This is a genomic window from Pseudomonas sp. MYb13, from assembly GCF_002980075.1.
Taxonomy (GTDB): domain Bacteria; phylum Pseudomonadota; class Gammaproteobacteria; order Pseudomonadales; family Pseudomonadaceae; genus Aquipseudomonas; species Aquipseudomonas lurida.
Genome location: NZ_PCQI01000010.1, coordinates 168,385 through 191,973, shown reverse-complemented (window position 1 = coordinate 191,973; position 23,589 = coordinate 168,385). Strand labels below are relative to the sequence as shown.

Annotated in this window: 24 protein-coding genes; 13 read left to right on the top strand and 11 right to left on the bottom strand. The window is 62.2% G+C overall.

Annotation, left to right across the window (positions count from 1 at the left end):
• Window positions 1-141: 141 nt before the first annotated feature.
• Window positions 142-1,644: a glycine betaine/L-proline transporter ProP gene (gene proP / locus CQ002_RS18905; protein ID WP_105162363.1), complete on the top strand. Its 1,503-nt coding sequence runs from the start codon at window positions 142-144 to the stop codon at window positions 1,642-1,644.
• Window positions 1,645-1,694: 50 nt separating this feature from the next.
• Window positions 1,695-2,201, top strand: coding sequence for a GAF domain-containing protein (locus CQ002_RS18900; protein ID WP_105162364.1), 507 nt, complete (start codon window positions 1,695-1,697; stop codon window positions 2,199-2,201).
• Here the strand turns inward: CQ002_RS18900 and CQ002_RS18895 are convergent.
• On the bottom strand, window positions 2,176-3,099 hold the full coding sequence (locus CQ002_RS18895) for an AraC family transcriptional regulator (RefSeq protein WP_034104911.1): 924 nt from the start codon (window positions 3,097-3,099) through the stop codon (window positions 2,176-2,178). The two genes, CQ002_RS18900 and CQ002_RS18895, sit on opposite strands and share 26 nt — an antisense overlap.
• A gap of 165 nt (window positions 3,100-3,264) precedes the next feature.
• On the opposite strand from CQ002_RS18895, the gene CQ002_RS18890 reads away from it, so the two are divergent.
• Window positions 3,265-4,287, top strand: a complete 1,023-nt coding sequence (locus CQ002_RS18890; RefSeq protein WP_105162365.1) for an alpha/beta hydrolase — start codon at window positions 3,265-3,267, stop codon at window positions 4,285-4,287.
• A 38-nt stretch (window positions 4,288-4,325) separates the two neighbouring features.
• A complete protein-coding gene (locus CQ002_RS18885) occupies window positions 4,326-5,492 on the top strand; it encodes an MFS transporter (RefSeq protein WP_105162366.1) in 1,167 nt (388 codons plus the stop codon).
• A gap of 48 nt (window positions 5,493-5,540) precedes the next feature.
• Here the strand turns inward: CQ002_RS18885 and CQ002_RS18880 are convergent, their stop codons facing one another.
• On the bottom strand, window positions 5,541-6,362 hold the full coding sequence (locus CQ002_RS18880) for a helix-turn-helix domain-containing protein (RefSeq protein ID WP_034104904.1): 822 nt from the start codon (window positions 6,360-6,362) through the stop codon (window positions 5,541-5,543).
• A gap of 98 nt (window positions 6,363-6,460) precedes the next feature.
• On the opposite strand from CQ002_RS18880, the gene CQ002_RS18875 reads away from it, so the two are divergent.
• Together CQ002_RS18875 and CQ002_RS18870 are read left to right on the top strand one after the other, a co-directional pair.
• On the top strand, window positions 6,461-7,672 hold the full coding sequence (locus tag CQ002_RS18875) for an MFS transporter (protein WP_034104902.1): 1,212 nt from the start codon (window positions 6,461-6,463) through the stop codon (window positions 7,670-7,672).
• Between the two features lie 109 nt (window positions 7,673-7,781).
• Window positions 7,782-8,948: a GGDEF domain-containing protein gene (locus CQ002_RS18870; protein ID WP_034104900.1), complete on the top strand. Its 1,167-nt coding sequence runs from the start codon at window positions 7,782-7,784 to the stop codon at window positions 8,946-8,948.
• A gap of 182 nt (window positions 8,949-9,130) precedes the next feature.
• On the opposite strand, the gene CQ002_RS18860 is transcribed toward CQ002_RS18870, so the two are convergent.
• On the bottom strand, window positions 9,131-9,436 hold the full coding sequence (locus tag CQ002_RS18860; protein ID WP_034104898.1) for a DUF2834 domain-containing protein: 306 nt from the start codon (window positions 9,434-9,436) through the stop codon (window positions 9,131-9,133).
• Between the two features lie 83 nt (window positions 9,437-9,519).
• On the opposite strand from CQ002_RS18860, the gene CQ002_RS18855 reads away from it, so the two are divergent.
• Both CQ002_RS18855 and CQ002_RS18850 read left to right on the top strand, forming a co-directional pair.
• Entirely contained in the window at window positions 9,520-10,308 is a 789-nt protein-coding gene (locus CQ002_RS18855; RefSeq protein ID WP_105162367.1) for a helix-turn-helix domain-containing protein, read from the top strand.
• A 54-nt stretch (window positions 10,309-10,362) separates the two neighbouring features.
• On the top strand, window positions 10,363-12,072 hold the full coding sequence (locus CQ002_RS18850; RefSeq protein WP_105162368.1) for an amidase: 1,710 nt from the start codon (window positions 10,363-10,365) through the stop codon (window positions 12,070-12,072).
• Between the two features lie 57 nt (window positions 12,073-12,129).
• Here the strand turns inward: CQ002_RS18850 and CQ002_RS18845 are convergent, their stop codons facing one another.
• Entirely contained in the window at window positions 12,130-12,603 is a 474-nt protein-coding gene (locus CQ002_RS18845; protein ID WP_034104892.1) for a RidA family protein, read from the bottom strand.
• Complete coding sequence (locus tag CQ002_RS18840) at window positions 12,600-12,818, bottom strand: DUF6434 domain-containing protein (RefSeq protein ID WP_105162369.1); 219 nt, start codon at window positions 12,816-12,818, stop codon at window positions 12,600-12,602. Before CQ002_RS18840 ends, CQ002_RS18845 begins: the two co-directional genes overlap by 4 nt.
• Window positions 12,819-13,065: 247 nt before the next feature.
• Here CQ002_RS18840 and CQ002_RS18835 point away from each other — a divergent pair, with 247 nt between their 5' ends.
• Window positions 13,066-13,497, top strand: coding sequence for a nuclear transport factor 2 family protein (locus tag CQ002_RS18835; RefSeq protein ID WP_034104888.1), 432 nt, complete (start codon window positions 13,066-13,068; stop codon window positions 13,495-13,497).
• A 28-nt stretch (window positions 13,498-13,525) separates the two neighbouring features.
• On the opposite strand, the gene CQ002_RS18830 is transcribed toward CQ002_RS18835, so the two are convergent.
• Window positions 13,526-14,851 carry a PLP-dependent aminotransferase family protein gene (locus tag CQ002_RS18830; protein WP_034104886.1) on the bottom strand — a complete coding sequence of 442 codons (1,326 nt, stop codon included), beginning with the start codon at window positions 14,849-14,851 and terminating at the stop codon, window positions 13,526-13,528.
• Between the two features lie 90 nt (window positions 14,852-14,941).
• On the opposite strand from CQ002_RS18830, the gene CQ002_RS18825 reads away from it, so the two are divergent.
• Window positions 14,942-15,832 carry a DMT family transporter gene (locus CQ002_RS18825; protein ID WP_034104884.1) on the top strand — a complete coding sequence of 297 codons (891 nt, stop codon included), beginning with the start codon at window positions 14,942-14,944 and terminating at the stop codon, window positions 15,830-15,832.
• On the opposite strand, the gene CQ002_RS18820 is transcribed toward CQ002_RS18825, so the two are convergent.
• A complete protein-coding gene (locus CQ002_RS18820) occupies window positions 15,829-16,395 on the bottom strand; it encodes a YceI family protein (RefSeq protein WP_371919463.1) in 567 nt (188 codons plus the stop codon). The two genes, CQ002_RS18825 and CQ002_RS18820, sit on opposite strands and share 4 nt — an antisense overlap.
• Window positions 16,396-16,517: 122 nt before the next feature.
• Between CQ002_RS18820 and CQ002_RS18815 the strand changes: the two genes are divergently transcribed.
• Together CQ002_RS18815 and yghX are read left to right on the top strand one after the other, a co-directional pair.
• Window positions 16,518-17,012 (top strand): PaaI family thioesterase, encoded by a 495-nt coding sequence (locus CQ002_RS18815; protein WP_105162370.1) that lies wholly within the window; start codon window positions 16,518-16,520, stop codon window positions 17,010-17,012.
• 44 nt (window positions 17,013-17,056) lie between these two features.
• Window positions 17,057-17,944, top strand: a complete 888-nt coding sequence (yghX, locus tag CQ002_RS18810) for a YghX family hydrolase (protein ID WP_034104877.1) — start codon at window positions 17,057-17,059, stop codon at window positions 17,942-17,944.
• 123 nt (window positions 17,945-18,067) lie between these two features.
• Here yghX and CQ002_RS18805 read toward each other — a convergent pair whose 3' ends face one another.
• Together CQ002_RS18805 and CQ002_RS18800 are read right to left on the bottom strand one after the other, a co-directional pair.
• Entirely contained in the window at window positions 18,068-19,252 is a 1,185-nt protein-coding gene (locus CQ002_RS18805) for a DUF2252 family protein (RefSeq protein WP_105162371.1), read from the bottom strand.
• 75 nt (window positions 19,253-19,327) lie between these two features.
• Window positions 19,328-20,206, bottom strand: coding sequence for a LysR family transcriptional regulator (locus tag CQ002_RS18800; protein WP_034104873.1), 879 nt, complete (start codon window positions 20,204-20,206; stop codon window positions 19,328-19,330).
• Between the two features lie 128 nt (window positions 20,207-20,334).
• On the opposite strand from CQ002_RS18800, the gene ampC reads away from it, so the two are divergent.
• Window positions 20,335-21,489 carry a class C beta-lactamase gene (gene ampC / locus CQ002_RS18795; protein WP_034104871.1) on the top strand — a complete coding sequence of 385 codons (1,155 nt, stop codon included), beginning with the start codon at window positions 20,335-20,337 and terminating at the stop codon, window positions 21,487-21,489.
• Window positions 21,490-21,612: 123 nt separating this feature from the next.
• On the opposite strand, the gene dctM is transcribed toward ampC, so the two are convergent.
• On the bottom strand, window positions 21,613-22,893 hold the full coding sequence (gene dctM / locus CQ002_RS18790; protein ID WP_034104869.1) for a C4-dicarboxylate TRAP transporter large permease protein DctM: 1,281 nt from the start codon (window positions 22,891-22,893) through the stop codon (window positions 21,613-21,615).
• Window positions 22,893-23,525 (bottom strand): TRAP transporter small permease, encoded by a 633-nt coding sequence (locus CQ002_RS18785; RefSeq protein ID WP_105162372.1) that lies wholly within the window; start codon window positions 23,523-23,525, stop codon window positions 22,893-22,895. Before CQ002_RS18785 ends, dctM begins: the two co-directional genes overlap by 1 nt.
• Window positions 23,526-23,589: the final 64 nt, after the last annotated feature.

Below are 23,589 nucleotides of genomic sequence, written 5' to 3'. Positions count from 1 at the left end.
TTTATCGGCGTACAAAGTTCAATCCATCTGCAAAAAAACGCAAATAGTGGTGAATTATTTCATGTCCGCTTGTATCTGAACTGACAGAGCGGTGCCATCGCTGCGATGGCACCACCCCTGTTCTGCTTTAGAGTACCCCGCATGAAATTACGTAAGAAAAGCGTCAAGCCCATCGGATTGAAAGACATCACCATCGTCGACGACACCAAGGTGCGCAAGGCGATCACCGCCGCCGCACTGGGTAACGCCATGGAATGGTTCGACTTTGGCGTCTACGGTTTTGTCGCCTATGTGCTCGGCAAAGTATTCTTCCCCGACGCCTCGCCCAGCGTACAAATGATCGCCGCACTGGGCACCTTCTCCGTGCCCTTCCTGATCCGTCCCCTGGGTGGATTGTTCTTCGGTGCACTGGGCGATAAATACGGACGACAGAAAGTCCTCGCCGCGACCATCGTGATCATGTCCCTGAGCACGTTCGCCATTGGCCTGATCCCCTCCTACGCCTCCATTGGTATCTGGGCGCCGATCCTGCTGTTGCTGTGCAAAATGGCCCAGGGCTTTTCGGTCGGTGGCGAATACACCGGCGCTTCGATCTTCGTGGCCGAATACGCCCCGGACCGCAAGCGCGGCTTCCTCGGCAGCTGGCTTGACTTCGGTTCGATCGCAGGCTTCGTGCTCGGCGCCGGCGTGGTGGTGTTGATTTCCAGCGTGCTGGGCGATGCACAGTTTGAAGAGTGGGGCTGGCGCCTGCCGTTCTTCCTCGCCCTGCCGCTGGGCATCATCGGCCTGTACCTGCGTCACGCCCTGGAAGAAACCCCTGCGTTCCAGCAGCACATGGACAAACTTGAGCAAGGCGACCGCCAAGGCCTGACCCACGGCCCCAAAGTTTCCTTCAAAGAGGTTGCGACCAAGCACTGGCGTAGCCTGCTGACCTGCATCGGGATCGTCGCGGCTACCAACGTGACGTACTACATGCTGCTCACCTACATGCCCAGCTACCTGTCGCACAACCTGCACTACAAAGAAAACAGCGGCGTGCTGATCATCATCGCGATCATGGTCGGCATGCTGTTCGTGCAGCCGTTCATTGGTTTTGTCAGCGACAAGATCGGCCGCAAGCCCTTCATCATCGCCGGCAGTATCGGCCTGCTGTTCCTTTCAATCCCGGCGTTCATGCTGATCACCAGCGGGAAAATCGGGCTGATCTTCGCCGGCTTGCTGATCCTGGCGGTGATCCTGAACTTCTTCATCGGCGTGATGGCCTCGACGCTGCCCGCGATGTTCCCCACTCACCTGCGCTACAGCGCGCTGGCCAGTGCGTTCAACGTCTCGGTGCTGATCGCCGGCCTCACTCCAACCGCCGTCGCCTGGCTGGTGGAAAGCACCAACGACCTGTTCATGCCCGCCTACTACCTGATGGTGTTTGCCGTGGTCGGCCTGATCACCGGCCTGACCATGAAGGAAACCGCCAACAAGCCATTGCGCGGCGCAGCACCGGCGGCTTCGGACATGGAGGAAGCCAAGGAATTGCTGCAGGAGCATCACGACAATATCGAGCAGAAGATTGAAGACATCGATGCCGAAATTGCCGAGTTGGAAGCCAAGCGCAAGAACCTTGTCGAGCAGCATCCGCGCATCAACTAAAGCCAAAACGTGTGGGGTGGCCAGGGCCACCCCGCTATTGGAGTGTCCCCATGGTTCCAAGCGTTACCGCACCACAGTCCCTGCTCAGCGCCGATGAGCGCGCCGCCATCGCCGAGATAGAAGCCACCACCAGCATCCTGCAACTGGTCACCCGCCTGACCGGCATGCGCTTTGCCGGCATCGCCAAATTCACTGACCTGGAGTGGGTGGTCTGCTCCGTGCACGACACCAGCGAAATGGGCATTCATGTCGACGACGTGCTCGACCTTGAAACCACCCTGTGCAGCGAATTCTGTGTCAACCCGCAAACCTTGTTCATCCCCCAGATCAGCCAGAACGGACGCTTTGCCGCACGCCCGGTGGTCAAGCAGTACGCCATCGAGAGCTACGCCGGCGCACCGATCTTCCTGCCCGATGGCCGCCTGTTCGGCGCTCTGTGTGCCCTCGACTCGCGGGCGATGCTGTTCGACGACCCCAATTTGCCGGAAACCCTGAGCCTGTTCGCGCGGCTGATCGGCTGTATCTTATTCGCTAACCTGACGACGACGGACACGTGACGTCTGCCTTGCCCCGCAACGCGGCAATATCGCGCTTGGGCGGCACACCGAACAATCGACCGTACTCGCGGCTGAACTGTGATGGGCTTTCATAGCCCACTTTGAACGCAGCACTGGACACGTCCTGGTGCTCGTTCAACATCAAGCGCCGCGCCTCGTTCAGGCGCAGCCACTTCTGATACTGCAACGGGCTCATCGCCGTCAGTTGGCGAAAGTGATGGTGGAACGTTGCCGCACTCATTTGCACGCGCGCGGCCAACTCATCCACTCGAAGCGCCGCGTTGTAGTTGAGCTTGAGCCAATCGATTGCCTTGGCGATCCGATACCCCTGCCCGTCGACGGAGCAGATCTGGCGCAACCGACCAGCCTGGTCGCTTTTGAGTAGGCGGTAGTGGATCTCGCGCTGGATCAACGGCGCAAGCACTGGGATCGCTTCGGGCTCATCCAGCAGTGCCACCAGACGCGCAAAAGACGCCAGCATCCCGTCGGTCACCGTGCCGATGCCCACCCCTTTCAGCACCGGCCGTTCCCGCGTTGGCGGTAATTCACTCTGGGCGATCAACTCGGCCAACATGCGCAAGTCCAGCTTGAAGGTGAGCCCCAGGCATGGTCTGTCAGGGCTGGCGGACAGCACCTCGGAATTGGCGGGAATGTCCAGCGAGGTCACCAGGAAGCGTGAGGTGTCGTACGGGTATCCCTCACCGCCGACCCACAGCTGTTTTTCACCTTGGGCGACCAGCACGATGCACGGCTCGACCATGCACACCACCGGTGTTGCGGGCTGCTCGCGCCGATAGAAACCCAGGCCGGGAATGGGCATGGGGTAGTCGCCGGGCGCCTGCACCCGCGAACCGATAGCCTGGACCAGCGCGTCCAGGGGCGTTTGATTGATCGTCATGACGGGCTCGTTCCTCTCGTCATTGGACTTTACCGGACCGTTCCATGGGTGTCCTCGGCCAACCGCGAGACTCAGAGGATCAGGCAAGTAATCCAGTCAAACGCACTACAGAACCCTGCCCTGCCCCGGGAAAATGGACGGACCGACCTTCTCAAGGATCATCCAATGAAAAGCCTCTTGCTCGCTCTGGGTTTGCTGGTGACTTCTTTTTCTTCACTGGGAGCCGATATGTCCAACGGTGCAAACAACTTCTACACAAGCGACAAGGTAACCGTCGAAAAGGTCACCTTCAACAACCAGTACGGCATGGCCGTCGCGGGCAATCTGTTCGTGCCCGGGCACCTGGCGCCCGCCTCCAGAAATGCCGCAATCATCGTCGGTCACCCGATGGGTGCGGTCAAAGAACAGAGCGCCAACCTCTACGCCACCAAAATGGCCGAACAGGGTTTTGTGACCTTGTCCCTCGACCTGCCGTTCTGGGGCGAAAGCCCAGGCTCGCCACGCAATGCGGTGTTGCCCGACCTTTACAGCGAAGCGTTCAGCGCAGCGGTTGATTACCTCGGCACGCGCCCCATCGTCGACCGCGAGCGCATTGGTGTGATCGGCATTTGCGGCAGCGGCAGCTTCGCCATTGCCGCGGCGAAGATCGACCCACGCCTCAAGGCCATCGCCACGGTGAGCATGTACGACATGGGCGCCGCCAACCGCAACGGCCTCAAGCACGGCGTGACCCTGGCGCAGCGCCAACAGGTACTGCTGCAAGCCGCCAACCAGCGCTATGTGGAATTCCAGGGTGGCACTACCGTCTACACCGGCGGCACGCCCCACACGCTGACCGGCGATGCAGTGGGCGATGAGTTCTACGATTTCTATCGCACCCCTCGTGGTCAGTTCACCCCAGCCGGCGCCTCGCCGCACAACACGACCCGGCCGACGCTGACCAGCAACGTGAAGTTCATGAACTTCTACCCGCTCAACGACATCGAGACCCTTTCCCCGCGCCCACTCTTGCTGATTGCCGGCGCCAACGCCCATTCACTTGAGTTCAGCGAGGATGCCTACCGGCGCGCTGCCGAGCCAAAGCAATTGGCGATCATCCCCAACGCCGGCCATGTAGACCTGTACGACCGGGTCGACCTGATCCCGTTCGACACGCTTGCTGGCTTTTTCAGGAGCTACTTGAAGTGACGGTCACTGCGCCAAGACACTGGGGCGCCGTACTCGCCATGTCGCTGGCGGCATTTGCCCTGGTGGCTTCCGAATTCATGCCGGTAAGCCTGCTGACGCCCCTCGCGGTCGACTTGCATATCACCGAGGGGCAGGCCGGCCAGGGAATTTCGGTGTCAGGGCTGTTTGCCTTGCTCACCAGCCTGGTGGTCGCAGCCATCGCGGCGCGGGTGGATCGCAAGCGCCTGCTGCTGTCCTTGACCCTGCTGATGATCGTTTCCGGCACGGTGGTGGCGTTCGCGCCGAATTACCAGGTGTTCATGCTGGGCCGCGCGTTGATCGGCGTGGCCATCGGCGGCTTCTGGTCGCTCTCAGCCGCCACCGCCATGCGCCTGGTACCCGAGCCCCAGGTGCCGCGGGCATTGGCGATCGTCAATGGCGGCAACGCATTGGCAACGGTTATCGCGGCACCGCTGGGCAGCTTCGTCGGCGGCCTGATTGGCTGGCGCGGGGCGTTCTTCTGCGTCGTGCCTGTCGCGGTGCTGGCGTTGGCCTGGTTGATGGTCAGCCTGCCGTCGATCAGCGCACAGGGGGCCGCCAAAAACGGAGGCCTGTGGCAGTTGATGAAACGCACGCCGGTGGCCTTGGGCATGCTGGCCGTGAGCGCGTTTTTCATGGGCCAATTCATGCTGTTCACTTACCTGCGACCGTTTCTGGAGACTGTCACTCAGGTCAGTGTTTCTCGGCTGTCGCTGATATTGCTGGTGCTGGGCGTAGCCGGTCTCGCGGGCACGTTCCTGATTGAGCGTTTCCTGAAAAAAGGCCTGTTCCTGACGCTGGTCATTATCCCGTTGCTGATGGCGGGGATTGCGCTGGCACTGGTCAGGATGGGCAACTCGACAGTGCTGACCACACTGTTGCTGGGGCTCTGGGGCCTGGTCGCCACCGCCGCGCCGGTGGGTTGGTGGACCTGGCTGTCAAAAACCCTGCCCGACCATGCCGAGGCAGGCGGTGGGTTGATGGTCGCGATCATCCAACTGGCGATAGCGTCGGGGGCGATCCTTGGCGGCCAGGTGTTTGACATGAGCGGGTATGAGGCAACATTCGAGTTGAGTGCCGCGGTACTGGTTGTCGCTGCCGCATTGGCATGCCTGGCAGCACGCGCCAGCGGTTACCGGGGCCTGTCGATGCTCGGCACGCCGCGGGCACCGGGATGCAGCCGGTAATGAACGGCGTGTCCCGCGCGGGCAAGGACAGCACAGCCGGTGCGGGCCCTACCGAAAAAAATGGCTCGGTGTCTTGCCAAACTGTTTCTTGAACATGCTGGTAAACGCACTCGGGCTCTCATAGCCCAGTTCCAGGGCGATATCGATCACTTTCTCGCCCACCGCAATGCGCTCCAACGCCAGCAGCAACCGCGCTTGCTGGCGCCATTGGCCGAAGGTCATGCCGGTTTCCTTGCGGAACAGGCGCTGGATGGTTTTCTGGTCGAGGTTCAGGCGCTCGCTCCAATGCGCCACGGTGGAGGCGTCGCTCGGGTCCTCCTGGAGCGCCAGGCTGATGCGCTGCAGACGCGGGTCGGCGGGCTGAGGCAACGACAGCGGCAACGCCGGCAGGATGGCGAGCTCGTCGAGGATCAGGTGCATGATCCGCGCATCCCGCGAGTCCTCGGCATACGGGGGTTTCAAGCTAACTGACGCTTTGATCAGCTCGCTCAGCAACGGTGAGATGCTGACAGTCTTCGGCTCGCCGGGCATGTTCGGGAAGCGATCCGGGCGTACAAATACACTGCGCATTTTCAGGGTGCCGACACAGCGCAGGGAATGCACGTGCCCGCTGGGCATCCAGATCCCACGGTTGGGCGGCACGGTCCATTGGTTCAGCGCCGAGTACACCACCATCACACCTTCGATGGCGTAGAGCAGTTGATGTTTCTCATGGCTGTGCTCGGGGATCACCCAGTTTTCCGGGTAATCCGTGGCTGAGCTGATTACGGCCCAGGCGCCTTCATTGATTTCCTGGAGAAATTCATTCAGTGGTTTGATCATTTCGCCCTTTTTGCGATGGTTGCCGCCCGAATTACGCGAGACAGGCATTCTTGACGAATCTAGCATGAACGCCGAATCATTTTGTAATGGATGACGACCTTACGAAGTCGCCGCCTTTGATTAGCTGCCTTGTATGGAATGCCTGCATGTCGACCCTCACTGCGTCACCCGCCGCTGCAACCACGACACCCCAAGCCAGCCCCTTGGTCATGCGCATCCTCGGCGCCTGCGCGCTGGCGCATTTGATCAATGACCTGATCCAGGCCGTGCTGCCGTCGATCTACCCGATGCTCAAGGCCAACTACGGTTTGTCGTTTACCCAGGTGGGCCTGATCACCCTGACCTTCCAACTGACCGCCTCGCTGCTACAACCCTGGATCGGCTACCACACTGACCGCCATCCCAAGCCCTGGCTGCTGCCGGCGGGCATGGTGTGCACCCTGGTCGGCATCCTGATGCTGGCGTTTGTCGGCACCTTCCCGGCGATCCTGCTGGCGGCAGGCCTGGTGGGCGTCGGCTCGTCGACCTTCCACCCGGAAACCTCGCGCGTTGCGCGCCTGGCCTCTGGCGGCCGCTACGGCCTGGCGCAATCAACCTTCCAGGTCGGCGGCAACACCGGCAGTGCCCTGGGCCCGTTGCTGGCAGCGGCGATCATCATTCCCTATGGCCAGGGCCATATTGCCTGGTTTGGGCTGTTTGCCGTGTTCGCGATCCTGGTGCTGTACGGGTTGAGTCGCTGGTACCGCCACCACCTCAACCTGTTCAAACTCAAGCAAGGCGGCAAAGCCACCCACGGCCTGTCCAAGGGCCGCGTGACGTTTGCCCTGGTAGTGCTGGCCGTGCTGGTGTTCTCCAAATACTGGTACATGACCAGCCTGACCAGCTACTTCACGTTCTACCTGATCGAGAAATTCCAACTGTCGGTCTCAAGCTCCCAGATGTACCTGTTCCTGTTCCTGGGGGCGGTGGCTGTCGGCACTTTCGCGGGCGGCCCGATCGGCGACAAGATCGGGCGCAAGAAGGTCATCTGGTTCTCTATCCTCGGTGCCGCACCGTTCACCTTGGCGCTGCCCTACGTCGACCTGTTCTGGACGGCGGTACTGAGTGTGGTGATCGGGTTCATTATCGCGTCGGCCTTCTCGGCCATCGTGGTGTACGCCCAGGAACTGGTGCCCGGCAACGTGGGCATGATCGCCGGGATCTTCTTCGGCCTGATGTTCGGCTTCAGCGGGATTGGCGCGGCGCTGCTCGGTTTGCTCGCCGACACCCACGGTATCGAGTACGTGTACACACTCTGCTCGTTCCTGCCGTTGGTGGGCATCCTCACGGTATTGCTGCCCTCGACCAAGGGCGCCTGACCTGCCGATCATCGCCTGGCCGTGTGCCATCACGATGAATGCTCTGAAAAACCTGCGTGTGCGCTTACAATCCCGGTTCTAAACGCACACCAGGCAGACCCGGCAAGAAATGACGCTCGACCCTCCTACGATTTTGGCACTCACCGTTGCCCTGGCAGCCGCTGCCGCCCTGTACCTGGCCGTTGAATGGCGCAGCGTGCGTGAACCTTCGCTGCTGTACTGGAGCGCCGGCTTCGCCACCATCACCGTCGGCTCCACCCTCGCGCTGCTGCGCCTCAATGGCTTCCTGATGATCGGCATCTGGTTCGCCAATGGTTTGCTGGTGACTGCGCACTTTCTGTTTTTGCTCGGCGTGGCGCGGTTCACCCAAGTGCGCTTGTCGCCGCTGTGGCTGCTGATGCTGGTGGTGTGGCTCGGCATGCTCATGCTGCCGGCCGATCTGCCGTGGTCCAAAGCCATGCTGGGCGTGCAGTCGCTGTTGGTGGCACTGCCGACCCTGCGTGCCAGTTTCCTGCTGCGCCCCCACGGCAAATCCTTGAGCATCGGCGCGGTGCAGTTGCGCTATGTGCTGTTGATCCATGGCGGGTTCTATGTGGCCAAGGCGCTGTCGGTGCTGATCCCCGGCACGCTGATCGACCTCGCCGCGTTCAAGGGCGAGATCATCCAGGTGTCCTTGGTGGAAGGCGCCATGGCGATCATGCTGATTGCACTGTCGATGACCGGCTCCGAACGCTATCGCCGCGAACAGCAGATCGCCCGCCTCGCCGCCCGCGACCCACTGACCGCCCTCTACAACCGCCGCGCCCTCGACCTGCGCGCACCGCGCCTGCTGGCCCACGTGTCACCGGCGCAACCGGGTGCGCTGCTGCTGATCGACATCGACAACTTCAAATCGGTCAACGACCTCCACGGCCATACCGCTGGCGATCGCTTGCTGATCGCCTTGAGCGAAATGATTCGCGGTGTGGTGCCCCAGGGCGCGCTCGCAGCACGCCTGGGCGGGGATGAATTCGTGATCCTGCTGAGCCCGGCGTCCACCGAACAGATCGTCGAGCTGGGCAGCAACCTGCGCGACCAGTTTCACCAACTGGCCTCGCAGACCTTCAACACGCCGGCGCCGGTGACCCTGAGCATCGGCGCCAACCTGTTTGACCAACCGCCGCCGAGCCTGGCGGCCTTGATTGAGCAAGGCGATAGCACGCTGTATGAATCCAAGCGGGGTGGGCGCGACAGCATTCGCCTTGTCGACCGCACCGGCGCCAGCGCCTACAGCTAAAGGCCGAGACCGACCGCGCGCGGGTGAGCGGCGTCCGCCTGGCCCGAACAAGCACGCCTTGCTCGCCCGCGTCCTCCGATGGGTAAACGCCCGCGCTCGCATCCAAAAAACCCTGATAACACAAAGTCGCAAACATCTTCCGGCACAGCCGCAGCACGCACAGCGCGTAGACCTGCAGCAGCTCACTCATCCCGGCTTCCATTCACCACCAGGTAAAGCAACGGCCCGACCGACACAAACACCGCCGTCAGTAAGAAGTACGGCAGCACCGAAGCCGCGGACCGCCCTCGCCGCCGGGTATCCCGGTACATCCACACGCACCCCAGCACTGCCATCAGATACAGGTCGATCACCACTTGCGCGGTGTCCGGCCGTGACATCAGTTCGCGTCCAAAGGCCAGCAGCGACTGCTCGGCGGTGAGCATCGTGGCCAGGGTGTACAGCGAGAAACCCAGCAAACCAGCCAGGGCAACATAACGTCTTCTCATGATCGCGTCCTTGAAGTGATGAACGCCCACGTTAGTGATAAGGTTCGGCCCCTCGCAATGACCTCGGAGGTCATGATCCCGCCATGGACCACCCTGCTACCGCCGGCGAACAACTGCGCCAACTGCGCAAGCACGCCAAGCTGAGCCAACTCGACCTGGCGTTGATGACCAACGTCTCCCAGCGCCATCTCAGTTGCATCGAAACCGGGCGCGCCAAGCCGAGCCCAGGCACTTTGCACACGCTGCTCACCGCGCTGGAGGCACCGCTCGAACAGTGCAACCGCGTGTTCCTCGCCGCCGGATTTGCCCCGCGCTACACCGCCACCCCGCTTGCCTCACCGGCCATGGCCGCCATCCGCGAAGCCGTCAGCCATGTACTGCACGCCAACAATCCCGCGCCGGCGATCCTGTTGGGCAGCCAATGGGACGTATTGGCGGCGAATGCCAGTACCGCCGTGCTGTTTGGACTGGTAGGCATACCGCCGGGTGCAGCCGGGAACCTGAACTTGCTGGCGACGCTGCTGCACGCCGGAGGCCTGGGCGACCACCTGATCAATGCCGATGAGATCCGCACCCTGGCTTGGCAGCGCGCCACCCGTGAGGCGCTGGACAATCCCGAACTGGCCGCACTGCTGTCGAGCTTGCCAACACCCGCCAGCACCGAACTGCCTGAACACATGCCGCCGCTGGTGCTCACGCGCCTGCGCACACCCCAGGGTGAACTGAGTTTTCTGTCCACCTTCACGACCTTCGGCATGCCCCAGGACATCACCCTCGCCTCCCTGCGGATCGAACATCTGATTCCCGCTGACGAGGCCACCTGGCAGGTGATGCGCGGTGCCTATGCGGAGTATGCGGCGCTGGTTTTGTGAAATATCTGTACGTAGACTGCCGCCATACCCCCACTTGAAGGCGGCGAAAAAAACGTGATGCAAGTTACCGAAGTCTCCATTGCCCAATTGCGCGCTGCGCTTGAATCTGGCCAGACCACGGCCGTCGAACTGGTCAAGGCTTACCTGGCACGGATCGATGCCTACGACGGTCCGCAAACCGCCACCGCCTTGAATGCCGTCGTGGTGCGCAACCCCGAAGCCCTGAAAGAAGCCGAGGCGTCCGATGCTCGCCGGGCCAAGGGCGAAACCTTGGGGCCACTGGATGGCATTCCCTACACCGCCAAAGACAGCTACCTGGTCAAGGGCCTGACCGCGGCATCCGGCAGCCCGGCGTTTGCCCACCTGGTCGCTCAGCGTGATGCGTTCACCGTCGAGCGCCTGCGTGCCGGTGGCGCTATCTGCCTGGGCAAGACCAACATGCCGCCAATGGCTAACGGCGGGATGCAGCGTGGCGTGTATGGCCGCGCCGAAAGCCCGTATAACGCCGATTACCTGACCGCACCCTTTGCTTCCGGCTCGTCCAACGGCGCCGGCACCGCGACGGCGGCGAGCTTTGCGGCCTTCGGGCTGGCGGAAGAAACCTGGTCGAGCGGGCGCGGCCCGGCATCCAACAATGGCCTGTGCGCCTATACCCCGTCCCGTGGGGTGATTTCGGTGCGCGGCAATTGGCCTTTGACACCGACCATGGACGTGGTGGTGCCGTACGCCCGCACCATGGCCGATCTGTTGGAAATCCTCGACGTGGTGGTGGCCGAAGACCCGGACACCCGTGGCGACCTGTGGCGCCTGCAGCCATGGGTGCCGATCCCCAGTGTTACCTCGGTGCGCCCGGCTACCTACGCCGAGCTGGCCGTGACTGCCGAATCCCTCGCGGGCAAACGCTTTGGCGTACCGCGCATGTACATCAATGCCGACCCCGAGGCAGGCACCAGCGAAAAACCCGGGATCGGCGGCCCCACGGGGCAGAAGATCAACACCCGCGCCAGCGTGATCGACCTGTGGGAAGACGCACGCCAGGCGCTGGAAGCCGCCGGTGCCGAAGTGATTGAGGTGGACTTCCCGCTGGTCTCCAACTGCGAGGGCGACCGCCCTGGCGCACCCACCGTGTTTACCCGAGGGCTGGTGTCCAAGGCATTCCTCCACGACGAGCTGTGGGAATTGTCAGCCTGGGCCTTCGATGATTTCCTGCGCGCCAACAACGACCCCGCCCTCAACCGCCTGGCGGATGTGGACGGGCCGAAGATCTTCCCTCACGACCCAGGCACCCTGCCCAACCGCGAGGACGACCTGGCCGCCGGCATGGACGAATACGTGCGCATGGCCGAACGCGGCATTACCCCGTGGGACCAGATCAGTACCGTTCCCGACGGCCTGCGCGGCCTGGAGCAAACCCGGCGTATCGACCTGGAAGAGTGGATGGATAAGCTCGGCCTCGACGCGGTGCTGTTCCCCACCGTCGCCGACGTGGGCCCGGCGGATGCCGATGTGAACGAAACCAGCGCTGATATCGCCTGGAGCAACGGCGTCTGGGTGGCCAACGGCAACCTTGCTATCCGCCACCTGGGCGTGCCGACTGTCACCGTACCGATGGGTGTGATGGCCGACATCGGCATGCCGGTGGGGCTGACGTTTGCCGGGCGTGCCTATGACGATTCGGCGTTGCTGCGCTTTGCATCAGCGTATGAAGCCACCGGCAGCAAGCGCCTGATTCCGCCGCGCACACCACCGTTGGCAGCTGGCTAAACGCGGTCAACCCTGTGGGAGCAAGCCCGCTCCCACCTTTTTCAACCGCATTTCAAATCAGGCGCTATGCGCCACCGCAATCATATCGACCTCCACCGCCGCCGATTTCGGCAACTGCATCACCCCCAGCGACGTACGCGTATGCACCCCGGCGCTGCCCAGGATCTCGTGCAACAGGTCCGATGCGCCGTTGGCCACTTCACTTTGCTGGTCAAAATCCTCGGCACTGCGTACGTACACGTTGATACGCGGGATCGCCTTGATCCGGTCCAGCGACCCCAATGCTTGCTTGAGCAGCCCCAGGCAGCGCAAGACGCTGATGCCGGCGGCGATTTGTGCCTGGGCCAGGGTCAGGCTGTCACCGACCTTGCCCGGCAGCACGATGGTATCGCCCACGCGGGGGATCTGGCCGCTGAGGTACAGATGGTTGCCGTCGCGAACCAGTGGCGTGTAGTTGCCACCGACCTTGAATTCGTCCAGCTGATAGCCGAGGCGTTGTTGGGCGGCCTGGTATTTTTCGTCGGGTGTCATGGGCGTGAATCCTCTTGTCGGCGTCGCCACTCATCAACCACGTCGCCCAGGGTCTTGGGCACCTCGTTGCGAATCCAAGCCATGAACGGCCGGTCGAACTTGAACCCCGGGCCGCACTGCTCAAGCATGAAGCGGCGCACGTTCTGAGTGTTTTTGTAGTGTGGGGTCACGGGCGTGGCGCGGGTGATGGGGTCGCTGTGCCAGTCAAAATCCATTGTGTTTCTCGGGCGGGGTTGGGTTCCGGCAGTAGCATAGCGATGTGCTACTTGCACAGGAAGCGAGGCGTGATTCAGACAATGTGTTGGGACATCGTATAAGAAGAAGTCTTTTTTATAAGGCCTTGAAACCCAATCTTTTCAGGATATTTCAAAATTTCACTTTCCTTCAATATAGGAAATATTGCATGGTTGTACGACGACTTAACCTGTCGTGCCAGCCCCCAACAACAATAAGGAAACACCCATGCAAAACGTCAAAGTGCTGATCGGTTTTCTGTGCCTGTTCAGCGGTTATGTGGCTGCAGCGCCCGCCCCTGCCGAAAAGGATGTGGCCCAAGCGGTCGACCAACTGACCCAAGCCATGCTGCACCTGGATCTCAAGCAACTTCACGCGCTGACCGCTGACAAACTTACCTACGGCCACTCCAGCGGCAAGGTGCAGAACAAAGACCAATTCATCGCCGACCTGGAAACCCACACCAGCGCGTTCAAGACCCTGGAGATGCAAAACCAGACCATCACCCTGCAAGGCGACACCGCCCTGGTACGCAACCACTTCCACGCCCTGGCGGTGAACAGTGGCGTGGAAGTACCGACGGATATCGATAACTTCCAGGTGTGGCAGAAGCAAAAAGGCAAATGGCTGTTGATCGGACGCCAGGCCTACAAGTACTGATGCCGATCGGTGAGCCGTCGTACGCGGCTCACCACTCCACCACCTTGCGCACGTTGTGCAATGCCTCGTGAAGCGAGGGCATGGCTACCGAGCCCAAGGCCAGGCGTAGCGCATGCGGGACATGGGCCGAGACGGCAAAGGGCTCGGCGGTGGACACGCAGACGCCTTCGCGCTGCAAGGTCATGGCGACTTGATCAGCCCGCGCGTCTTCCGCCAGCGGTAACCACAAGAAATACGATGAAGGATGGCTGGTGTAGGCCAGCCCCTTGAGCACACGCGCAGCCAGCGCCTGGCGGGCCTGGGCGTCCTCGCGCTTTTGCGCCTCCAGCTGTGCCACGGTGCCATCGTCGATCCAGGCCACCGCAATGGCGCTCATCACACCGGGCACATTCCAGGTCGTGGCCATGATGGTGCGCTCAAGGGGTTTCACCCATTCATTCGGCGCGGCGACGAACCCGACACGCAGGCCAGTCGCAACACTTTTCGACAGCCCTCCCACATACACCGTGCGCTCCGGTGCCAGGCTCGCCACGGGCGGCGGTGCGTCTGCGGCCAGGAACGCATAGGCGGCGTCCTCGATGATCATCAGGTTGTATTGGCGGGCGATGGCAACCAGTTGCTCACGTGAGTTCCTGCCCATCACCCAGCCGAGGGGATTGTGCAGGGTCGGCATGCTGTACACGGCACGTACGGGACGCCGGCGACACAGGGCTTGCAGGGCGTCCAGGTCGGGTCCCACAGGCGTTACCGGGATCGCGACGACTTCCAGGTGCAGTGTCTCGGCCAGCACCTTGAACCCGGAATAGGTCAACGCGTCCACCGCAATCACATCCCCAGGCTTGAGCAACGCCATCATGGTCACCGCCAAGCCATGCTGGGCGCCACTGACCAACAGCACCTGATCGGCCTCCACGCTCAGGCCTCGGCTGAGCAAGTGCCGCGCGAACGCAGCACGCTCATGCGGGCGGCCGCCATGAGGCTGGTAACGCAACAGGGCTTCAAGGTCCCCGGACAACGCCAACTGGCGCAACGCCGTGCGCAGCAACTCAGCCTGGCCCGGCAACGAGGGGTAGTTGAAATTGAGGTCTAGCATGCCCGCCGCCACCGGCATCTGCCCACTGCCCTGCCCTGGCGGCAGCGAAATCTCGCGCACAAAGGTGCCGCGCCCGGTCTCCCCGCTGACCAGCCCCATGGCCTCGAGCTCCGTGTACACACGGCTCGCAGTGACCAGCGCCAGGCCATGGTCGGCGGCCAGTTGACGGTGCGTCGGCAGGCGCGTACCGGGCGGCATCTTGCCGCTGCGAATGTCTGCGGCGAACGTGTCGACCAACGACTTGTAACGAGCACGGGGCATAGGGATGTATCCATGACAATTTTTTGATTGTCCCAATGCTCGCCCCTAGGATGGCCTGAACGCAACCCTCTCTTGCCCCGGGCCTATCTCATGGAACGCACCTCCCTTCTCAACACGCTGGATACCCGCACCCAAGGTTGGATCAACGGCTTTATCGGCGTAGTGATTTTCAGCGGTTCCCTGCCCGCCACGCGCCTGGCGGTGATGGAATTCGACCCGGTGTTCCTGACCATGCTCCGTGCGGCCATCGCTGCCGTCCTGGGGTTGCTGTTGCTGTGGCTGTTCAAGGAACAGCGCCCCGCGCGCCATCAATGGATGCCTCTCGCGATCGTCGCCCTCGGGGTCGTGATCGGCTTCCCCCTGCTCACCGCCCTGGCGTTGCAATACGTGACGTCGGCCCACTCCATCGTGTTCATCGGCCTGCTGCCACTGGCCACCGCCGTCTTTGGCGTGCTGCGCGGTGGCGAACGCCCGCGCCTGGTGTTCTGGTTGTTCTCGATCCTCGGCAGCGTGCTGGTGATGGGTTACGCCGTCGCCCAGGGCTTGAGCGCCGCGCCTGCCGGAGACGTGCTGATGCTGCTGGCGGTGCTGGTGTGCGGCCTGGGTTACGCCGAAGGCGCCAAGTTGTCGCGCAGCCTGGGCGGCTGGCAGGTGATCTGCTGGGCGCTGGTGGTGTCGATACCGGTAGTGGTGCCGTTGAGCCTGGTCATGGCGCCGACGAGCCTGCACGGCATCAGCCTGCCGGCCTGGTTGAGCCTGGGTTATGTGTCCTTGTTCAGCATGCTGATCGGCTTTGTGTTCTGGTATCGGGGCCTGGCCCAGGGAGGCATCGCAGCGGTTGGCCAATTGCAGTTGCTGCAACCGTTTTTTGGCCTGGCATTGGCGGCGGGTTTGCTGCACGAGCAGGTCAGCCTGGGCATGGTACTGGTGACAATCGCGGTGATCGCTTGCGTGGCCGGCGCGAAGAAGTTCGCGCGCTAGCGCTGCGGCGCGACCATCTTGAACTTGATGTTGATGTCATTGGACACCACGCTGTTACCCGCCCATTCACCCTCGCCGATCTTGAAGTCGCCGCGCTTGAGGATGAACTCACCGTCGAACACGCCAATGCCGCTTTGCTCCTTGAGCACCACGTCGACGTCCACCGGGTGCGTGGTGCCCTTGATAGTCAGGTTGCCGCTGATCGTGTAGCGGTTGTCTCCCAGCGCCTTGACGGCGGTGGATTCGTACACACCCACCGGGTAGGTCGCGGTATCGAACCAGGATGCACGTTGCAGCTCGTCGTTGGCATCAGGGCTGCCGGCGTCGATGCTCGCAAGTTGGATCTTGAGCAAGGCATGCCCTGCTTCCGGCCTTTGCGTATCGAAGGTCAAGACGCCTTCGAACTCACTGAAGGTGCCGTACACCCGCTGCCCCAATTGCTGGTAGGTAAAGCTGATCTGGCTGGCGGTACGGTTGACGTCCCTGTACTCCACCGCCTGCGCGCTGGAACAGTAGGCAAGGATCAGGGCCAGTACGGCGACCGGGGACATTCGTCGTTTCATGCAACGCTCCGCAGAGTAAAGGACACAGGTACTGAGCTAACACGCCGTACCAGGGATTTATTCCCATCCGGCGCCTGTCCTGCTAAACAGAGTAGTCGCCCCAAGAACAACAAGGATTCTGCATGCATTCCCCCTCACTCCAGGACATCACCGCGCCAGAAGGCATCTGCTACGGCTGCGGCGCCAGCAACCCCCACGGCCTGCATATCAAGAGCCGATGGGACGCGGACGGTATCCACCTGATCGCCGAACATCTGCCCGAGGCCCACTACAGCGGCTGGCCCAACCTGGTCTACGGGGGCCTGATCGCCATGCTGGTGGACTGCCATTCCAACTGGACCGCCATGGCCTACCACTACCGCGCCGAGCAGCGCGAACCCGGCAGCCTGCCGCGCATCGACTGCGTCACCGGCAACCTGGGCATCAAATTCATCAAGCCCACGCCCATGGGCGTCACCCTCACCCTGCGCGCGCGGGTCGAAGGCGACGTGGGCCGCAAGACTCGCGTGATCTGCGAGGTGTACGCCAGTGACGTGCTGACGGCGGTAGGCGATTCGATCTTCGTGCGCGTCGACACCGGCCAATTGGCCGCCGCCGCCCATGGTCGCGGGGACTGATCCTGGTCTACATTGACTGCCACCGCTAATCGAGGATTGCACCGATGACTCGTCTCACCGCGAAAGACTTTGCCCCCGAACTGCTGGAACTCTACGACGGCTACGCCCACGGCAAGATCAACCGCCGCGAATTTCTCGACCGCGCCGCGCTGTTCACCTTTGGTGGCCTCACCGCTTCGGCCCTGCTCGCGGCCCTGAGCCCCAACTACGCCCTGGCCGAACAAGTCAAATTTACCGACCCGGACATCGTCGCCGACTACATCACCTACCCGTCGCCCAAGGGCAACGGTACCGTGCGTGGTTACTGGGTGCGCCCGGCCAAAGCAGCGGGCAAGTTGCCGGCGGTGGTGGTGGTCCACGAGAACCGTGGCCTCAACCCCTATATCGAAGACGTCGCGCGGCGCCTGGCCAAGGCCGGCTTCATTGCCCTGGCACCCGACGGCCTGACCTCGGTTGGCGGCTACCCGGGCAACGATGAAAAAGGCGTGGCACTGCAGCAAACGGTCGACCCGACCAAGCTGATGAACGACTTTTTCGCCGCCATCGAATGGCTGATGCACCATGACAGCAGCACCGGCAAGGTCGGCATCACCGGCTTCTGTTATGGCGGAGGCGTGACCAATGCAGCAGCCGTGGCGTACCCGGAATTGGGTGCGGCGGTGTCGTTCTATGGGCGTCAGCCGGAGGCCAAGGATGTGCCGCGTATCAAGGCGCCGATCATGTTGCACTACGGCGAACTGGACACGCGGATCAATGAAGGCTGGCCAGCGTACGAGAAGGCGTTGAAGGCAGCCGGTACGACCTATGAGGCGTATATCTACAAGGGCGCCAACCACGGTTTCCACAATGACTCGACGCCGCGCTATGACGAGGCAGCGGCGAACCTGGCGTGGAAAAGAACACTCGACTGGTTCCATAAATATTTGGCCTAGGCACCCATTAACTGTGGGAGCTGGCTTGCCTGCGATAGCGGCCTTTGCGTCACCTATGTGGTGACTGACCCACCGCTTCGCAGGCAAGCCAGCTCCCACATTGGATCGACTTCGTTCTCGAGGTCAGTGTTCCAAGGCATACCGACGGCAATGGTTGAGGTAGCCCTGCTCATGGCTCCCCACCAGTTGCACCACGCTGGTCCATAGCCAGGACGGCGCATCCAACTGCCTGGAGCGGTTTTCCTGCAACACCGCCATCCAGTCCTTGCGCGTCTCGCGGTCCATCTGGCGGGCATGGGCGACACCCACCACCCGCGCCAGGTAGCCAGCGGCGTGCATGGCGTCCGTCTCGCTCAACTCATCCAGCTCCAGCTTCATGTCCTGGGGCAGCAGTTCACGGATGAAAAACCCGTGGTCCAGAAAACGCGTCGCGACCATCCGCTCACCCAGGCCTGGTGACAACTGGCGCGCGCCCTCCACCACGCGCCGCCCATTGTCCCTGGGCATCTTTGCCCGCGCCGCGCGGGGTGCAGCAGCGCCAACGGCCTCCTTGATATCGATCAGGCAATATTCCTGGTCGTCCTTGTCGCCCACGCCGAGCAAGGCGGCATAGCGCAGCAGGCCGAGCGAACTGCAGCCCTTGACCCAATAGGCGGAGTCCAGCAGTTCGACCCTGGCGTCCTTGGGCCGCCCCTTGAGCGAAGTGACCAGTTGATGAATGTCGTCCGAGGCACACAGGGTTTCCAGCGCCGCTTTCTCGGCCCGTGACAGCGACCAGAAATGCTTGCCCAAAGGAATGGTCGGTCGGGCGCTTTCGATGCGCTCGCGCGCCAGGTTTTTCCAGGTGCGCGCCACGGCGCTGCGCATGCCCGCGTTGACCTGGGACGGACGCGGCGGCACCTGGTCGGGTTTGTCCTTGAAGGCCTGTTCATAGCCCACCATCATCTCTTCAAGCATGCGTGCGGTGGTGACGCCCGGCAGGTCCGAGCCGCGCGCGGCGGTGGCCAGGGACAGGGCCAGGCGCACCAGGTCGTGGGTCGGGTTGCCGATCACCGCCTGGTCAAGGTCGCGGATGTGCATATCGATGCGGCCCTTGGTGTCCCCGGTGGGCCCCAGGTTGCCAGCGTGGCAGTCGCCGCAGATCCAGATCGCCGGGCCATGGGGCAAGCGCCGGCCGGTGTGGCTCTGCAGCCACTCGTAGAACTGCACGGTGCTGCCGCGCACATAGGCGTGGGCAGAACGCGCCATCTTCAGGTTTCGCAATTGGATCAGGTGGGGCATGCGGGCGGAGGGGCGCGGTGTTTTCATGAAATAACTCAGTGCAGGTGTGGCGGTAGAGCCCTGGCCCTCGGCAAATGTTTCATTATGTTTCAAAAAAAGTATTCAGCCCTGCGTCGCCATTTCCCGCAACCAGCCCTTGAACGCCAGCATCGCCGAGGTCTCGGCGCGTGACTGCAAGCGCGTCAGCCAATAGCTGCCGGTGGTGATGCCGACGTCGAACGGCTGGCGGATGACATCGCTCTCCAGTTGTCGCGAAAACATCATCGCCGGCGCCAACGCCACCCCCGTGCCTTGCAAGGCCGCCTCCATCATTGCCAACGAGGAATCAAACACGATGCTGCGCGGCACCAGGGTATCGACTGGCAAACCGGCGGCCTGGAACCACAAACTCCACTCATCGGCGCGGTAGGAGCGCAGCAAGGTGTGTTTCAACAGGTCGGCGGGTGCGTGCAATTGCTCAGCCAGTTGCGGCACGCAGAGCACGCTCAGTGGCGCTTCCAGCAGTTCGCAGGCATCCGTGCCATGCCAGGCACCTGCGCCGAAGCGGATCGCATAGTCCAGGCCTTCGGCGGCCACATCGACGCGGTTGTTGTGGGTGGACAGGCGCAGGTCGATAAAGGGGTAGCGTGCATGGAAATCCGGCAGCCGTGGCAACAACCAGCCGACGGCGAAGGTACCGACTGCGCCGACCGTGAGCACCTCGCGGTAGTGCCCGCCTTCGAATTGGCTCAAGGTCTGGGCGATGCGGTCAAACGACTCGCGCACCACCGGCAGCAGGGTTTCGCCTTCGCTGGTGAGCATCAGGCCGCGGGGCAGGCGCTTGAACAACGTGACGTTAAGTTGCGCCTCCAGACTTTTGACTTGGTGGCTGACCGCTGCTTGAGTGACACACAACTCGATGGCAGCGCGGGTGAAACTCAAATGCCGAGCCGACGCCTCGAACGCGCGCAGGGCGTTGAGCGGTAAATGGGAGCGCAGCATGCTTGACCCTAATTAATCTAATGGCAGGTGCGAGATATCATCGTTTGCCCAAGGCCCGCAAACGGCCTACATTTGCCACGCCCGCGCAGGCTCTCTCGTCAATCGATCACTCTCATGGAAGCGATATCATGCCCCAACTCTCCTTGTCTGGCGTGGGTAAATTAACCGCCCTGGCTTTGTTCATGGCTGCCGGCCAATGCCTGGCGGCCGCCGACCTGCGCACCGTGGTGGACGCCAGCGTCAAGCCACTCATGCAGCAACAGTCTATTCCGGGGCTGGTCGTCGGCATCGTGAAGGATGGCAAAACACAATACTTTAACTACGGCGTCGCCAGCAAAGACGCTCAGCAAGCCGTCAGTGAAAACACACTGTTCGAAGTCGGATCAGTGAGCAAAACCTTCACCGCCACCCTCGCCGGTTATGCCGTGGCGACCGGCAAACTCAGCCTCACCGCGCCGGCCAGCGACTACCTGCCGGCCTTGCGTGGTGGACGGTTCGATCACATCAGCGTGCTCAACCTGGGCACCTACACCGCCGGGGGCCTGCCCCTTCAGTTCCCCGCCGAGGCCGACAACAACCAGCGCATGGTCAGCTACTTCCAGCATTGGAAACCCGACTTCGCGCCCGGCACCCACCGCTTGTACTCCAACCCAAGCCTGGGCCTGTTCGGCTACCTAGCGGCGCAGAGCCTCAAGCAACCGTTCGACGCGTCGATGGAGCGCACCCTGCTCCCGAAACTGGGGCTCAAGCACACCTTCGTCAACGTGCCGGCCAGCCAGATGAACCTGTACGCCCAAGGCTATGGCAAAGACGGCAAACCGGTACGCGTCGGCCCCGGTGCCATGGACAGCGAGGCCTACGGCATCAAGACCAGCGCCGCCGACCTGCTGCACTACGTAAGTGTGAACATGAACCCGGCAGGCCTGGAAAAATCCTTGCAACAGGCGATCGCCACGACTCACACCGGTTACTACAGCGTAAACGGCATGACCCAGGGCCTGGGCTGGGAACTGTATCCCTACCCGATCACGCTCGCTGCCTTGGTTGAGGGCAACTCGAGCCAGATGGCGCTTGAGCCACACAAGGTCGACTGGCTGACCCCGCCGCAGGCACCCCACGCCGACACGCTGGTCAACAAAACCGGGTCCACCAATGGGTTTGGCGCCTATGTGGCCTATGTGCCGAGCAAGGGCATGGGGGTGGTGATCCTGGCGAACAAGAACTACCCGAATGGGGAGCGTGTGAAAGTGGCCCATGCGATCCTGAGCGCACTGGACCACTGAGGCCAGACGCAAAACTAACCTGTGGGAGCGGGCTTGCCCGCGATGAGGGAGTGTCAGCCGATAGCGTTGGCAACTGACACATCGCTATCGCGGGCAAGCCTGCTCCCACAGTTTTTGATCGTGCTACATGCCGAGCCAGTGCGGCAGCGCCAGCGAAATGAACGGCAAGTACGTGACCATGATCAGGAACACCAACAGGATCATCAACCACGGCAACGCCGCACGAATGGTCTGCCCCAGCGTCAACCCGGTCACTGCCGAGGTCACGAACAGGTTCAGCCCCACCGGTGGGTGCACCAGGCCGATTTCCATGTTGACCACCATCACGATCCCCAGGTGAATCGGGTCGATGCCCAGCTTCATCGCAATCGGGAAGAAGATCGGCGCCAGGATCAGCACGATGGCTGACGGTTCCATGAAGCTGCCCGCCACCAGCAGTACCACGTTGACCATGATCAGGAAGCCAATCGGCGTCAGCCCTTCAGAGATCACCCACGCGGTGATTTCCTGGGGGATCTGCTCGGTGGTCAGTACGTGGGCGAAGAGCATGGCGTTGGCGATGATAAACATCAGCATGATTGCCAGGCGCCCGGACTCCAGCAGCACCTTGGGGCAGTCGCGGAACTTCATGTCCTTGTAGATGAACAGCGCGACAAACGCGGAGTAGACCGCGGCCACCGCTGCCGCTTCGGTCGGGGTGAACATGCCGCTGTAGATGCCACCGAGGATGATCACCAGCAGCAGCAACCCCCAGAAGGCACGGCGTGCGCAGGTCAGCCACTCACGGAAGGTCGCCCGTGGCTGGGCCGGCAGCTTCTTGATGCGCGCGACGATGTAGATCGCGATCATCAACATCAGGCCCAGCAGCAACCCCGGGATCACACCCGCCATGAACAGCTTGCCGACCGATGTCTCGGTCGCCGCCGAATACACCACCATCACGATCGACGGCGGGATCAGGATGCCCAGCGTGCCGGCATTACAGATGATCCCCGCCCCGAATTCCTTCGGATACCCGGAACGCACCATCCCCGCCACGGCAATCGAACCCACCGCCGCTACCGTCGCCGGTGACGACCCCGACAGCGCCGCAAACAGCATGCACGCCAGCACGGCTGCAATCGCCAGGCCGCCACGGATATGGCCAACACAGGCGTTGGCGAAGTCAATCAGGCGTTGCGCCACGCCGCCGGTGGTCATGAACGCGCCGGACAGCAGGAAGAACGGAATCGCCAAGAACGTGTAGGCGTCGGAGGTCTCGAACAGCTTGATCGCCAGGGAGCTTACCGAGTCCTGGCTGAACATCAGGATCGACACCGCCCCGGACAGGCCCAGGGAAATCGCGATCGGCACGCCCAGGAACATGAACACGAACAGCAGCAGGAATAGACAAAGCACGGCCATCAGTGACGCTCCTCATGGCTGCCGGCCAATTTGCTGGCCTCGCCAGCCTCGTCGGCCAGCCCCAACCCGACCTGACGGTGGGTAAAGATGCGGTAGAAAATTTCCAGGTAGCGGATAAACACCATGGCGAAACCGATGGGCACGATCACCACGATGTCACCGACGTCCACGCCGTACTGGTCGAGGTCTTCGGCACCGATATGCGCCCCCATCACCGCGCTCACCCACTTGTAGCTGGCGATCATGAACAGCCCTGCATACGCCAGGCAGCACAGGCAGGCGAGCATGCCCAGCATGCGTTGCGCGGGACGCTTGGTCAGCTTGACCAGCGCGTCCACGCCGAGGTGGCCGGCGGTGCGCACACCATAGGAAATACCGAAGAAAATTAGCCAGCCGAACATGGCCTTGGTCAGCGCCACGCTCCAGGTCATGTCCTGGGCCCAGGTCATGGTGCCGTCGCCCAGGGCGTTGAAGAAGTTGCTGCTCAAGGCCCACTTGTCGGCCAAGGCAAAGAACAGCGTGTAGATGTTATTGAGCATGACGTAGACGAATGTCACCAGGGTCATGGCGGCCAGCAGGAAGGCGATGAAACCTTCCTCCAGGTGCTCCCAGACGCGCCTTAGCGTTTGCATGGCAAAACCTCGCGAAGCGGGAATAGGTATCGGGTTGGAAACCGGATCACACTGTGGGAGCTGG